This window comes from Streptomyces sp. CB02009 (assembly GCF_001905825.1).
Lineage (GTDB): Bacteria > Actinomycetota > Actinomycetes > Streptomycetales > Streptomycetaceae > Streptomyces.
Genome location: NZ_LIVV01000012.1, coordinates 97,727 through 109,937 on the forward strand (window position 1 = coordinate 97,727; position 12,211 = coordinate 109,937).

The following is a 12,211-nucleotide window of genomic DNA, read 5'->3' on the forward strand; positions in this document are numbered from 1 at the left end:
GTCAGTTCTTCTTCCGCGCGGCGAGGGTGAGGGCGATGACGGCGTCCTCCATGTCCGGCGTGACCGGGGTCTCGCCCTGCCGGGCGGGCCCGGGATGCCAGGACCGAGTGGCGCGTCCGCGGCGCCAGGACGATGCGCGGGGGCCGGAGGGGGCGTTCCCGCTGGTGATGGTGCCGGGAGTCAGGGCGAGCACCTCGGACGGCGGTCCGGAGGCGAGAGTCCTGCCGTTGTCGAGGACCAGGCAGGTGGATGCCCGTTCGGCCTCGTCGAGGTAGGTGGTGGCCATGACGACTGCGGTGCCGTCGGCGGCCGCGCGGGAGACGAGGCGCCACAGGTCGACCCGGGAGACCGGGTCGACACCCGTGCTCGGCTCGTCCAGGACGAGCAGCCTCGGGGTGTGCAGGACGGCCAGGCAGAAGGCCAGCTTCTGCCGCATGCCGCCCGAGAGCGCGCCGGCCTGCCGGTTCCAGGCCCGGTCGAGGGCGGCGGCCTTCAGGAGCTGGTCGCGGCGCTGTGCCAGCTTCGGACCGGACATGCGATGGGCGGCGGCGACGAAGGAGATGTTCTCCTCGACGGTGAGGTCCTGCCAGACTCCGGAAGCGCCGGTGGGCATGAATCCGCAGGTGGCGGCGGCGGGCGCGTCGACGTGCCCGGCAGTGAGGGCGACCCTGTGCACCAGCGTGCGCAACAGGGTGGTCTTTCCCGCGCCGTCCCCGCCGACCACGGCTGCGACCTGTCCGGGCACCACGGTCAGGGTGACGTCGTCGAGAGCGGTGGTGCCGTCGAAGACGACGGAGGCGCCGAAGGCTCCCCAGCCGTCGGCCGGCACGTCGGCGGAGGCCCGGGTGGTGGGAGTCATCGTCCGCTCCCCGTGGGTGCGGGGCTGCGTACGGCCTTCGGGGCGGCGGGTGCCAGGTCACGGCGGAAACGCAGGACGGCTGCCGTGAACACGAGGATCGCCATGCCCGCCAGAACACCGAGGGGCATCGCGAGGGAGTCCAGCGGTGCGTCGCGGAGCATCACGCCGTTGGAGATCATGTTGAAGTAGGTCAGCGGGAACAGATAGCCGATCCACTTCACACCTGCGGCCATCGCGTCGAGCGGGAAGATCATGCCCGACAGAAGGATCTGCGGCATGAGGGTCAGCAGCGCCATCTGCATGGCCTGTCCCTGATTCTGTGACACCGAGGAGATCAGCACCCCGATTCCGAGCACGGTGAAGAGGAACAGGCCCGCGCCCAGGGCGAGTACGGCCACATTCCCGGTGAAGGGAACGTCGAAAAGGAAGCTTCCCAGCACCGTCACCAGCACCATGTCGACAGAGGCCAGCACGAAGTAGGGCGCGATCTTGCCACCGATCACGTCGGACGCCTTGAACGGCATCACCGCCAGCTGCTCCAGGGTGCCGGCCTGGCGCTCACGGACCAGACCGATCGCGGTGATGATCGTTCCGATGAACGCCATGATCATGCCGACCAGGCCGGGCACCATCACCCACGAGGTCTGCAGGTCGGGATTGAACAGTACGTCCGGTGTGAGCAGACCGCCCGAGGCCGCAGCGGCGGCAGCTGCGGACTGCGCCGCGAACAGGTCGGAGCCGTCGATCAGGACCGTGGACTCCGTGCCCGTCCCGGTGGCCATCACCACCGCGCCGGCCTCCCGGCCGCGCAGCGCCTCCTCGGCCTGGGCGGCAGTGCCGGCGGGATCGACACCGTCCACGACGAACGGGGCGTGCAGCTGCGCCGCGACCGCGTCCGCATGCGGTCCGTAGACGAAGGTGGACACGTCGTCGACGTGGAAGTTCGCCGCGTATCCGAAGACCACGAGCAGCACGAGGGGCAGGACGACGATCATCGCCATCGTCCGCTTGTCACGCCGCAGTTCCAGGAACTCTTTGAGGATCATCGCCCACACGGGGCACCACCGCCTTCAAGGAGACGCCGTACAAGGAGCGTCATGTCCGGAGAACCCCCGCCGGGACGCCGGACACGGGGGGGGAGAGAGGAGCAGCGTAGAAACGCCGATGACAGAAATGCAACAAGCGTTTAATTAACGCTAGGCTCGGGGCCATGAGCACTCCATCCGGCCGCCGCCCCGGCCGTCCGGCAGGCAGCCGAACCGGTCAGAGCCCGGCCCGTGACCGGATCCTCGAAGCGGCCCGTCGGCTCTTCGCCGAAGGCACCTACGCGTCGACCACCATCCGCGCCGTCGCTGCCGAGGCCGGCGTCAACGTCGCGTTGGTCAACCACTACTTCGGCGGCAAGCGGTACCTCTTCGCCGCCGCTTTGCGCCTTCCCCTGCACGTACGTGAGCGAATCGCCTCGCTCGTCCGCGACGACCCGTCGGATCTGGGTGAACGTCTCACCCGGCTGTACCTCCAGCTATGGACGGATCCCGCGTTCCGGACACCCGCCACGGCCATGATCCGCTCGATCTTCACCGATCAGGACGCCGCCGCCGCCCTGGGCCGATTCCTCACGGACGAGATGGTCGGCCCCGTCGTCGTCGCTCTGAGGCGGGACCAACCCGAACTGCGGATCTCCCTCGCCGTCACTCAGCTCGTCGGCCTCGCGGGTGGCCGGTACATCCTCGGCGCCGCACCTCTCGTGGCCGCCGACACCGAGCACCTGGTCGCCTGCGTCGGACCCACCATCCAGCACTACCTCACCGGAGAGCTTCCCCGACCGCCCGCTCCGTGAACGCCCTGTCCGCCGCACTGTCCGGCACGCATCCGGCCGGCGCCGGCAGGGGATCCCGAGAAGGAGACCGGACGGCGTCAGGCTGCGGACGCGTCCTGGCCGACGTCCACGGCCCTCAGCGGCGACAGCGCGTTCCTGAGCCACAGGTAGTAGACCGGCTGGCGGGTGTTCCACTGGGCTGCGAGCCGGGACTCCACAGGCACGAAACCGGCGCTCAGCCAGCACTTGAGCGCCCGGTCGTTGTCCGGGTGAACCCTGAGGAAGACGCTGTCCGCTCCGTCCCCGACGGCCTGGGCGAGCAGCCGTCGGGCAAGTTCGCGGCCCATCCCCCTGCCCCGGTGTTCCGGCGCCACGATGAGCCGCGCCAGCTCGACCTCGGATTCCTCCTCGTCGAACCACAGCTCGCCGTATGCCAGTGGTTTCTCCTCCTCGACGAGGAGGAAGGCGCTCACGTCACTGTGCCGCTGCCATCCGATGACGGTCAGTTCGGCCACCGGAGATTCGCGTCGCCCGCACCACAGGGCGCTCTCCTCCGCTGAGAGGGGCCAGTCGGCCACCTCGCGGGCGTGCTCCGGAGTGAAGAGGCGAAGCTCCATGACGCAGTCCATCCTGTGCAGTGTTCCGAGCCGGTCGGGTGCAGGCCGTCGGGCCAGGCGCCGCGTCTGTGACGCTAGGGGGAACCCTTGGGGAGGTCTACGGCAACGCATACTCAATCTCCCCGGGCAAACCGCCTGTATTGCTCAGGCGGGAAGTTTCGGACCGCCCTTCTGAGGGAGCGGCCGCTCGGATCCGAAGAAGGCCGCTCCGAGGGAGTCCTGCAGCCGCCAGCTCGCGCCGCTGACGCCGTCTTGGGAAGAACGGGCGAGCGACTGGATCGCCCGCACGGCCTCGGGCGGGTGCCCGGCGATCAGCCGAGCCAGGGACAGCGCCTCCTCCAGGGCCTCGCCATCGGGAACGACCCTGTTGACGAGGCCGTGGCGGCCGGCGAGACCGGCGGCCAGGGGAGCTCCGGTGAGGAGCATCTCCATCGCCAGGTGATACGGCAGGCGGTGGGGCAGCCGCACGGCACCCCCCTCTGCGGGGATGAGTCCGCGCGTCACCTCGGGGAGTGCGAGGACGGCACCGGAGCCGGCGACGATGAGGTCGCACGCCAGCGCCAGTTCGAGCCCGCCACCCACCGCTGCGCCCTCCACGGCGGCGATGAGCGGTTTGGTCGGCTCGGCGCGGGTGAGGCCGCCGAGCCCGCGGTCCGCCACCACGGGAACCCCGTCGACGGGGAACTTCTTGAGATCCATGCCGGCGCAGAAGTGTCCTCCCGCCCCGGTCACCACACCGACGCGCAGCGCGGGGTCCTCGTAGAGTTCCGACAGGGCGCCGTCCAGCGCCCGGGCCGTGTCGATGTCGAGGGCGTTGCGGGCCCGGGGCCGGTTGAGCGTGATGACCAGGACGTTGTCGAGGCGTTCGACCAGGAGCGAAGCCTGGGCGGGGGTGGTCATGCCGAGTACCTCCGAGGAGAGCGGATCAGATCCGGACAAGGGGAAGACGGGCCAGTCCTCGCATCACACGCGACTCCTTCCACTCCAGCTCTCCGGCCGGCACCGCGAGCCGGGCCGAGCCGAGCCTTTCGAGGAGCAGGGGAAAGGCGATCGCGCTCTCCAGCCGTGCCAGCGCAGCACCCACGCAGAAGTGGGGGCCGTGCCCGAAGGCGAGGTGGGGGTTGGGATGGCGTGTGATGTCCAGGCGGTCGGGGTCGGCGAAGGCGGCGCCGTCCCGGTGTGCGGAGCCGAGCAGGAGACAGACGGTGTCGCCGGCCCGGATCAGGTGGCCATGGAGTTCGAAGGTCTCGGCGGCGGTCCGGAACGTCGAGGTGCGGGCCGGACAGTCGTACCGCAGGAACTCCTCGACGGCGGTGGACACCAGCTCGGGCGAGTCCGCCAGGAGCTTCTTCTGGGCGGGGTGTTCGAGAAGGGCGAGCATGCCGTTGCCGATGAGGTTCATAGTCGTGTCGTGACCGACCAGCAGCAGGAGGTACGCGGTGGAGAGCAGCTCCTCCTCGCTCATCGTCCCCGCCTCGTCGCAGGCGGCGACCAGGGCGCCGAGCAGGTCCTGTTCGCCCTCCGCTCCCGCCACACGCTTGTGCGCTATCAGGGAGCGCAGGAACTCGGCGAGGCCGCGTTCGTCCCGCTGCCGTTCCGCAGAGGAGATCCCGGCGGAGGGAAGGAGTACCGTCGCGGCGACGACGGCGCGGGCGGCAGGCGTGGACAGGTGGCCGGGAACGCCCATAATCCGGCAGATCATCCGGAAGGTGAGCGGAGCGGCGAAGTCGGCGATGAGGTCGATCTCCGTGTGCTGCTCCACGGCGTCCAGCAGGGCTTCCGCGTCACGGCGGATGTCGTCGCCCAGGCCGGCGATCCGCCGAGGAGTGAAGGCGGAGTTGATGAGGCCGCGCAGTTTCCGGTGCTCCGCACCGTCTGCGTGGAGGACATGGCTGTTGAGACCCGCAGGTCCCGGCACGTAGCCGGGCACCCGGCCCGGCTCCTTGCTGAGCCGCGCATCGCTCAGCAGCGGCTGGATGTCCTCGTAGCGGGAGATCTGCCAGACGGTGCGCCCGCCTGATCCGACTTCGGCGTGAACCGGGGAATGTTCCCTGAGCCAGGCGTAGTAGGGGTACGGGTCCCTCATGCGATTCCGCGCGAGTTCATCCGGAACACGGAGGTGGGTCAGGGCATGGCTCCGCATGTCGGCCGCCTAAGGGAAGAAGGGCCCCGATCACGGGAACCCGCCGGGAGGGGCCCTTTCAGAGGCCCGCGCGTCTGGAGGCCACGCTAGGTCGCGTACCTGTCGATTTCCGGCTCAATGGTGAGTATTCGCTACTTGAGAGGGACAGCTCATGCGCCGTCGGCGGGGAGCAGCGCCGACGGCCGCCCGAGCGTCACCAAGGGACGTGCCGGTAGTCCTTGAGGAGGACGCCGTGGAGGGGCGTGCCTGCCTGCCCCTGAACGATGGGGTGGTAGATGCGGGCGGCGCCGTCGACGATGTCGAGCGGAGGCCGCCAGCCGGTCGCGGCATGCCGTGCCCGTGCGGCGAGGGGCTTCTTGTCGGTGCCCCATCCCGTGTGCACGCTGCACACGTGTATCCCGCACGTGGCCAGGTCGACGGCGCTCGTACGGGTGAGCATGTTCAGAGCTGCCTTGGCCATGTTGGTGTGCGGGTGGTCACCGGTCTTGTTGCGCACCTCGAACTGGCCTTCTACGGCGCTGACGTTGATCAGGTAGCGGGACGGATGGGGTGAGGCCTGCAGGAGCGGCAGCAGACGGTCGGCCAGCAGGAAGGGCGCGACCGCGTTGACCAGGTGGACCTCCAGGAGTTCCACCGGGTCGATCTGTCCCAGTCGCCGCGTCCAGGAGTTGGTGCTCGCCGTCTCAAACAGGAGCCCGGCCTCGTCGAGGACCGCCCGGGGCGGCGGCGCGGTGGCGGGAACCTCCGTGCCGGGCACGGAGGGCGGGGGACCGGAGGCGAGTTCCGCCGTCCACGAGGGAGGCGCGGTACGCGGCCCGGGCGTGCGGAAGCCCGGTGCAGTCCATATCTGATCCGACGGGAGAGCCGCGGGCGTGGCCTCCGAGGCGGCCAGCGCGCTGTACGCCCGAGGGGAGCGCCGCAGGGTCTGGGCAGCGTTGTTGATGAGGATGTCCAGATGCGTGCCCTCGGCGAGCAGTCGGTCGGTGAAGGCGAGAACCTGCCGGGGATCGCACAGGTCCAGCGCGGCGATGTGCAGCCGGTGCCACCAGTCGGCGGCCCCGGGTGCCGCTGCGAAGCGTCGCACCGCGTCCTGGGGGAACCGGGTCGTCACGGTGAGGTCGGCACCGTCGCGCAGAAGCATCAGGGCGGCCTGGAAACCGATCTTGACCCGTCCGCCCGTGAGGAGCGCCTGCCTGCCAGGTCGGTACGGGCGGTGCGGCGGGCGAACCCCTCGTCGGCACAGCGCGGGCACAGGAGGTGGTAGAAGTGGTGAACCTGTCGGTAGTGGTCCTTGCAGACGTAGCAGCGCTGGGGGCGATGGAGCAGCCGGGGTGTTTCGCCGGTGGATGTGACGTCCGCCGACGGCTGTTGCTTCGCGCCCTTCTCGTGCCGGGCCTCGATGTAGTCGCCGACGCCCAGCCCGGGCCGGGCGGGAACGACCGTGGGCAGCGCCGTGTCCATCACCCGATCCACGGCGCCGGTCGCCGTGGTGGCCTGCAGCTTGGCATCCGCCTTCGCACGGCTGCCGCGGGCCTCCAGGCGACGTTGCCGCCGTCCGTCACGCAGCAGCCGGGCGGCCGCCACCTCCAGCAGACGCCGGTCCGCGTCCTCGGCCGGTCCGAGCCGAGCCTGTTCCAGAACCTCCAGACAGACCCTGACGAGTTCGCTGTCCAAGTAGGGCTCTCTTTGTGTCTTGTCACCGACGATGCGCGGTCGCGGGGCGCTCCGGCGGATTCCGGAGGGCAGCCCCGGCACAGGTGCGCGGACCTGCGTGGAGGGGGACGTCTCGGCAGGAGCTGCGGTTGTGAGTAGGCGCCACTCAACTGTCCCGGCGCGGTGGCTCGGAGAGCACCGACAGATCGAGCACCTGCCGGCGGTGGTCGCCGGATCCGGTCTCACGGTCCCCCAGGCCGGGGCGCGGTGCTAGCGCCGACGATGCGCAGCGCGAGTTCGCCGTACTCCCACACGACCGCGTCCTCGGTGAGTTCGCCGTCGTCACGGAACCAGACGGCGACGCCCATGCCGAGGTCGAGGATGGCGTAGGAGGCCAGGCGGGCCGACGTCACGTCGAAGCGGCGAGCGGTGATGCCCGCGCTGATCAGGTTCCGGAAGCCGGATTCGTATGCGGCACGCTTCTTCAGCACCTCGCTTCTGTGCGGCTGTTCGAGGCTGCGGATCTCGCGGTTGCCGACGAAGGCCTCCGCGTGGTGCCGGGCGTGGTACCGCACGTGGGCTTCGGTGGCCCGGCGCAGGCGTTCCGCGGGGTCGATCGTGGTGGCGATCGCGGCGTGGTGCAGGTCGAGCAGGTTCTCCATGGTGGAGGCCATGATCTGTGCGAGCAGCGCCTGCTTGGAGACGACGTGTTTGTAGAGGCTCGGACCGCGGATGCCGACGGCCGCGCCGATGTCGGCCATGGTCGTCGCCCGGTACCCGCGGTCCGTGAAGAGTTCGAGCGCGGCGGCCCTGATGTCATCGGCTCGTGACACGAGGCGCTCCCTTCTGGCCCGACTGGTGGAACGGGTGGCTACTCAAGGATAGCCAGAACCCTTGAACGGCTCAGTCGAGGCTCTCTACAGTTGGCTAACAATCATTAGCCGACCCTGGTGGGAACCGATGGCCGTTGATCTGACCCCCGATGCCGTGACCGCCGACCTGGCGCAGCGAACCTCGCGCTTCGTCCGCGAGGTCGTCCTCGGGGTCGAGGAGGAACACCGAGGCGTCGTCCGCACCGAAGCGGTGCGGACACGACTGCAGGACGCCGCCAAGGAGGCGGGTGTCTTCGCCCCTCACGCGGCGCGGGAGTTTGGCGGGCACGGGCTGGACATGCGGGGACGCGTACTCGTCTTCGAGGAGGCGGGGTACTCGCTGCTCGGACCGCTGGCGTTGAACATCGCCGCTCCCGACGAAGGCAACATGCACCTGCTTGAGGCCGTCGCGACATCCGCACAGAAGGAGCGATACCTGCGTCCGCTGATCTCGGGATCCCTCCGTTCGTGCTTCGCCATGACCGAGCCGGCACCTGGAGCCGGGTCCGACCCGGACGCCTTGACCACCCGGGCGGAGCGCGTCCCGGGCGGTTGGCGCATCCACGGCCGCAAGTGGTTCATCACAGGGGCCGACGGTGCGGGTTTCGCCATCGTGATGGCGCGCACGTCGGGAGCTCCGGGGGACCGGGGCGGCGCCACGATGTTCCTGGTCGATGCCGATAATCCGGGGATGAAGACGGTCCGGCACATCGAGACGCTGGACGAGAGCCTGTTCGGCGGCCACGCCGAGCTGGCGTTCGACGACTGCCTCGTGTCCGACGAGGCGGTTCTCGGTGAGGTGGACGAGGGTTTCAGGTACGCGCAGGCCCGGCTGGGTCCGGCCCGCATGACGCACTGCATGCGCTGGCTGGGCATCGCCCGTCGGGCGCAGGACATCGCCGTGGCGCGCGCCATCGACCGCCGGCTGTTCGGCTCCCGACTGGCCGATCTCGGCATGGCCCAGCAGATGATCGCGGACAACGAGATCGACATCGCCGCCGCCCGGGGGCTGATCACACAGGCCTGCTGGGAGCTCGACCGCGGCGGTTCCGGAGCGCAGTCCACCTCGATCGCCAAGACCTTCTGCGCCGAGGCGATTTGCCGCGTGGTGGACCGCTCACTACAGATCTGCGGAGCGCTGGGCGTTTCGGGTGACGTACTCCTCGGGCGGTTCCTGCGTGAAGTGCGACCGTTCCGCATCTATGACGGATCGTCCGAGACGCACCGTTGGGCCATCGCCCGCCGAGCGGTCAAGCGACACGAGCAGGCGGTAGGCCGATGAATGTGGTCGACGGGCTCGATCCGGACGCCGTCGCGCGGTTCTTCTTCGAGCACGTGCCCGGCTTCGACGGGAAACTGCGCGCCGAGCTGGTGCAAGGCGGGCGCTCCAACCTGACGTACAAGGTGACGGACGGCCGTACCTGCTGGGTGCTGCGCCGACCGCCGTTGGGCGACCTGACACCGTCGGCGCACGACGTGGGCAGGGAGTTCCGGGTCCTCTCCGCACTCGCCGACAGCGGCGTTCCCGTGGCCCGCGCCGTGGCCCTCGGTGACACATCGGTCATGGGGGTGCCCTTCTCCGTCGTCGAATACGTGGACGGCGTCGTCATGCGCACCGAAGAGGATCTGAACGCGCTCTCCGACCGGACGGCCGTCCGATGCGCCCACGCCTTGGTGGATGTACTGACCCGCCTGCACGACGTCGAGCCCGCAGCGGTCGGACTGTCGGGCCTCGGGCGGCCCGAGGGCTACCTGGCCCGCCAGGTCGGGCGCTGGTACGGCCAGTGGCTGCGCGTTCGGACCCGTGACCTCACTGACATCGAGGTCCTCCACGAGCGGTTGGCGGCGGCCCACCCGACCGAGAGTGGCGCGTCGGTCGTCCACGGCGACTTCCGGATCGACAACGCCATCCTCGCTCGTGACGACCCGTCGCAGGTCCGCGCCCTCGTAGACTGGGAGATGGCCACGATCGGCGATCCGCTCGCCGACCTCGGCCTGCACCTGGTCTACACGGACCCGGCGTTCTCGCCGGTTCTCGCCGGAGGGGCCGCTTCGACCAGCTCACGCCTGCCGTCGCCCGAGGACCTGGCCCAGCGCTATTCCGCGATGAGCGGCCGGAGCCTGGACCACCTCGGCTTCTACCTTGCACTCGGATACTTCAAGATCGCGGTGATCGCGGAAGGTATTCACGCCCGCCATCGGCAGGGCCTGACACTGGGCTCCGGGTTCGAGACTGTGAGGGACGCCCCGGCGCCCCTCGCCGCAGCCGGATTGCACGCTCTGCGGGGAGGGGGCTTCTGAGCGTCGGCCCTCTGGATTCCGCCCGGAGATCTGCTACGTTCACCCGTATGTTCCTTTCCCGTGCCTAGGAGTCGGCGTTCCACATCCCCGGATGTGGCCTTCGCTGCCCATGCACGCGCGAGCGCTGTCACTTCAGCACCTCTTGCAAGGAAAAGAACATGTCTTCGTCCTCAGCGACGTCGTACGCGGCCGTACTGCGGACCCGCCACTCTCGTTGTGCCTTCGGCGCCGCCCTCCTGGGACGACTCTCCTACGGGATGGTCTCCCTGTCGCTGCTCCTTGCGGTCACCGGGGCCACCGGCTCCTACACCGCGGCAGGCGGCGTCATGGCCGTTTTCGGGCTGACCAGCGTCTTGCTTTCTCCCGCCCGCGCCGGTCTGGTCGACCGCTACGGGCCGCGCCGAGCGCCGCCTCCCATGGCGGTCCGCTGGCGGTCCTGCTGGTCGTTCTGGCTGCAGCCGCTGGTTCCACCACGCCGCCTCTGGGCCCGGTCATGCGGACCTTGTGGCGCGTCCTGATCCCCGACCGGCCGCTGCTGCAGCGTGCGTACAGCCTGGGCGGCGTGGCCGAGGAACTGCTGTTCGTGACCGGACCGCTGCTGGTGGGAGTGCTGGTGAGGGTGGCCGCACCTTCGACGGGACTCGCCGTGAGCGCCGGTCTCGTGGCTACGGGGTCTCTGTTGCTCGCCGGGTCCGCGGCCGTCCGGCTGCGGGAGGAGCAGGGCAAGGAGACCGCAGCGCCGGCGGGACCACTCGAGGACACCCGTTCAGGCGGGGCGACGGCCGGCCTGCTGGGAGCCGGTGCGCGCATGAGACAGGCGGTCGCCGTCTCCGCCGGCGTCGGCACGGGCCTAGGAGCGCTGGACCTCCTCGTGATCGCCTTCGCCGATGAACAGCGTGCTCCTCACATCGTTCCCCGGGTCCTCGCCGCTTTGTCCGGGGGCAGCGCGGTCGGTGGCCTCGTCTACGGCACGGTCTCGTGGCGCGCCACGAGCAGCGCACGGCTCACGTTCCTCGCGATCGTGCTGGGGCTCGTCGTGGCGACGACCGGCCTCTCCTCCCACTCCTACGTTCTCGTTGCCGGGGCGGCGGTGTGCGGAACGCTCGTGGCGCCCACCCTCACCACGGCCTACCTGATCGCCGACGAATGCGCGGGTCCAGGTGCCCGCACTAGATCGGGCGCGTGGGTCAACACCGCCTTCAACGCCGGCTCGGCGGGCTCCACGGCGACGGCCGGGCTACTGGTGGGGCACCTACCGTTGCCGGCGTGCTTCGTCCTCGCTGCGGCCCTGGTGGTGCTGTCCGCGGTGACAGCCCTGCCCGTCCGCGAATGGAACAGGGACTCGGGAACGGCAGGCTGACCCTTGCCCCGCGCATGACCAAGAGATCGGACACGAACGACGGTGTGACACCCCGACGTACGGCAGTGTGCGCCCCGCTTGCTCTGATCGCCCTGCTCGACCACCATGCGCACTTGTGCACAGCGGACGCCCCCGGCACCGGAGGAACGGGTGCCGGGGACGTCTGCTGCCCTGGGCCCGGGTGTCTCGCCAGGCTGGACAACGGGGGAGTGGGGGAGTGTCGTCCACACCACCTCTCAGGGGTGTCCTGCGGTCGGTCAGGGCGTCCGGTCAGGGCGCGGTCGTGAGGACCATGACGCCTTCGAGGCGGGCGGTGACGCCGGTTCCGCCGTAGCCGTTGACCTTGGGGCCGGCACCGTTGTCGCTGCCCAGGGTGTAGGTCTGGTCGAGCGTCGTGGAATGGATGTTGAGGAAATTGTCGTTCGCCGGGTTGTGGAAAGTTATCTGGTGGTGGCCAGCACTGTCCCCCTGAACGCCCACAACCGTCACGTGATGGCCTCCGACGCGATCCCCCTCCGAGTCGTACCAACCGATCGAGGCATTCAGCAGGTCTCGCCCACAGCGGGTGAGCTCGATCATGCGCTTGC

The 12,211-nt window shown here is 69.7% G+C and carries 12 protein-coding genes and 1 pseudogene; 4 read left to right on the forward strand and 9 right to left on the reverse strand.

Going from position 1 to position 12,211, the window contains the following annotated elements:
- Position 1: 1 nt before the first annotated feature.
- Positions 2 to 859 (reverse strand): ABC transporter ATP-binding protein, encoded by an 858-nt coding sequence (locus AMK27_RS36745; protein ID WP_079188730.1) that lies wholly within the window; start codon positions 857 to 859, stop codon positions 2 to 4.
- Positions 856 to 1,905, reverse strand: a complete 1,050-nt coding sequence (locus tag AMK27_RS36750; RefSeq protein ID WP_079188731.1) for an ABC transporter permease — start codon at positions 1,903 to 1,905, stop codon at positions 856 to 858. The genes AMK27_RS36745 and AMK27_RS36750 overlap by 4 nt, the downstream gene beginning before the upstream one ends.
- Before the next feature lie 164 nt (positions 1,906 to 2,069).
- Between AMK27_RS36750 and AMK27_RS36755 the strand changes: the two genes are divergently transcribed.
- Positions 2,070 to 2,699 (forward strand): TetR/AcrR family transcriptional regulator, encoded by a 630-nt coding sequence (locus AMK27_RS36755; RefSeq protein WP_073918099.1) that lies wholly within the window; start codon positions 2,070 to 2,072, stop codon positions 2,697 to 2,699.
- A gap of 77 nt (positions 2,700 to 2,776) precedes the next feature.
- Here the strand turns inward: AMK27_RS36755 and AMK27_RS36760 are convergent, their stop codons facing one another.
- The 6 genes from AMK27_RS36760 to AMK27_RS36780 all read right to left on the reverse strand — a co-directional run bounded on the left by AMK27_RS36760 (position 2,777) and on the right by AMK27_RS36780 (position 7,924).
- Complete coding sequence (locus AMK27_RS36760) at positions 2,777 to 3,295, reverse strand: GNAT family N-acetyltransferase (RefSeq protein WP_073918101.1); 519 nt, start codon at positions 3,293 to 3,295, stop codon at positions 2,777 to 2,779.
- Between the two features lie 144 nt (positions 3,296 to 3,439).
- Positions 3,440 to 4,195, reverse strand: a complete 756-nt coding sequence (locus AMK27_RS36765; RefSeq protein WP_073918103.1) for an enoyl-CoA hydratase-related protein — start codon at positions 4,193 to 4,195, stop codon at positions 3,440 to 3,442.
- A 25-nt stretch (positions 4,196 to 4,220) separates the two neighbouring features.
- A complete protein-coding gene (locus tag AMK27_RS36770) occupies positions 4,221 to 5,381 on the reverse strand; it encodes a cytochrome P450 family protein (RefSeq protein ID WP_073918105.1) in 1,161 nt (386 codons plus the stop codon).
- A 250-nt stretch (positions 5,382 to 5,631) separates the two neighbouring features.
- Positions 5,632 to 6,579, reverse strand: a complete 948-nt coding sequence (locus AMK27_RS44395; protein ID WP_338014363.1) for an SDR family oxidoreductase — start codon at positions 6,577 to 6,579, stop codon at positions 5,632 to 5,634.
- Positions 6,579 to 7,112 carry a hypothetical protein gene (locus tag AMK27_RS44400; RefSeq protein WP_338014364.1) on the reverse strand — a complete coding sequence of 178 codons (534 nt, stop codon included), beginning with the start codon at positions 7,110 to 7,112 and terminating at the stop codon, positions 6,579 to 6,581. Before AMK27_RS44400 ends, AMK27_RS44395 begins: the two co-directional genes overlap by 1 nt.
- Positions 7,113 to 7,333: 221 nt before the next feature.
- Positions 7,334 to 7,924: a TetR/AcrR family transcriptional regulator gene (locus AMK27_RS36780; RefSeq protein WP_073918107.1), complete on the reverse strand. Its 591-nt coding sequence runs from the start codon at positions 7,922 to 7,924 to the stop codon at positions 7,334 to 7,336.
- A gap of 127 nt (positions 7,925 to 8,051) precedes the next feature.
- On the opposite strand from AMK27_RS36780, the gene AMK27_RS36785 reads away from it, so the two are divergent.
- The 3 genes and pseudogenes from AMK27_RS36785 to AMK27_RS36795 all read left to right on the forward strand — a co-directional run bounded on the left by AMK27_RS36785 (position 8,052) and on the right by AMK27_RS36795 (position 11,624).
- A complete protein-coding gene (locus AMK27_RS36785; protein ID WP_073918109.1) occupies positions 8,052 to 9,245 on the forward strand; it encodes an acyl-CoA dehydrogenase family protein in 1,194 nt (397 codons plus the stop codon).
- Positions 9,242 to 10,264 carry a phosphotransferase family protein gene (locus AMK27_RS36790; protein ID WP_073918112.1) on the forward strand — a complete coding sequence of 341 codons (1,023 nt, stop codon included), beginning with the start codon at positions 9,242 to 9,244 and terminating at the stop codon, positions 10,262 to 10,264. Before AMK27_RS36785 ends, AMK27_RS36790 begins: the two co-directional genes overlap by 4 nt.
- Positions 10,265 to 10,422: 158 nt before the next feature.
- Positions 10,423 to 11,624 (forward strand): annotated as a pseudogene (locus tag AMK27_RS36795) (MFS transporter).
- 270 nt (positions 11,625 to 11,894) lie between these two features.
- Here AMK27_RS36795 and AMK27_RS36800 read toward each other — a convergent pair.
- Entirely contained in the window at positions 11,895 to 12,203 is a 309-nt protein-coding gene (locus AMK27_RS36800; protein WP_073918114.1) for a hypothetical protein, read from the reverse strand.
- Positions 12,204 to 12,211: the final 8 nt, after the last annotated feature.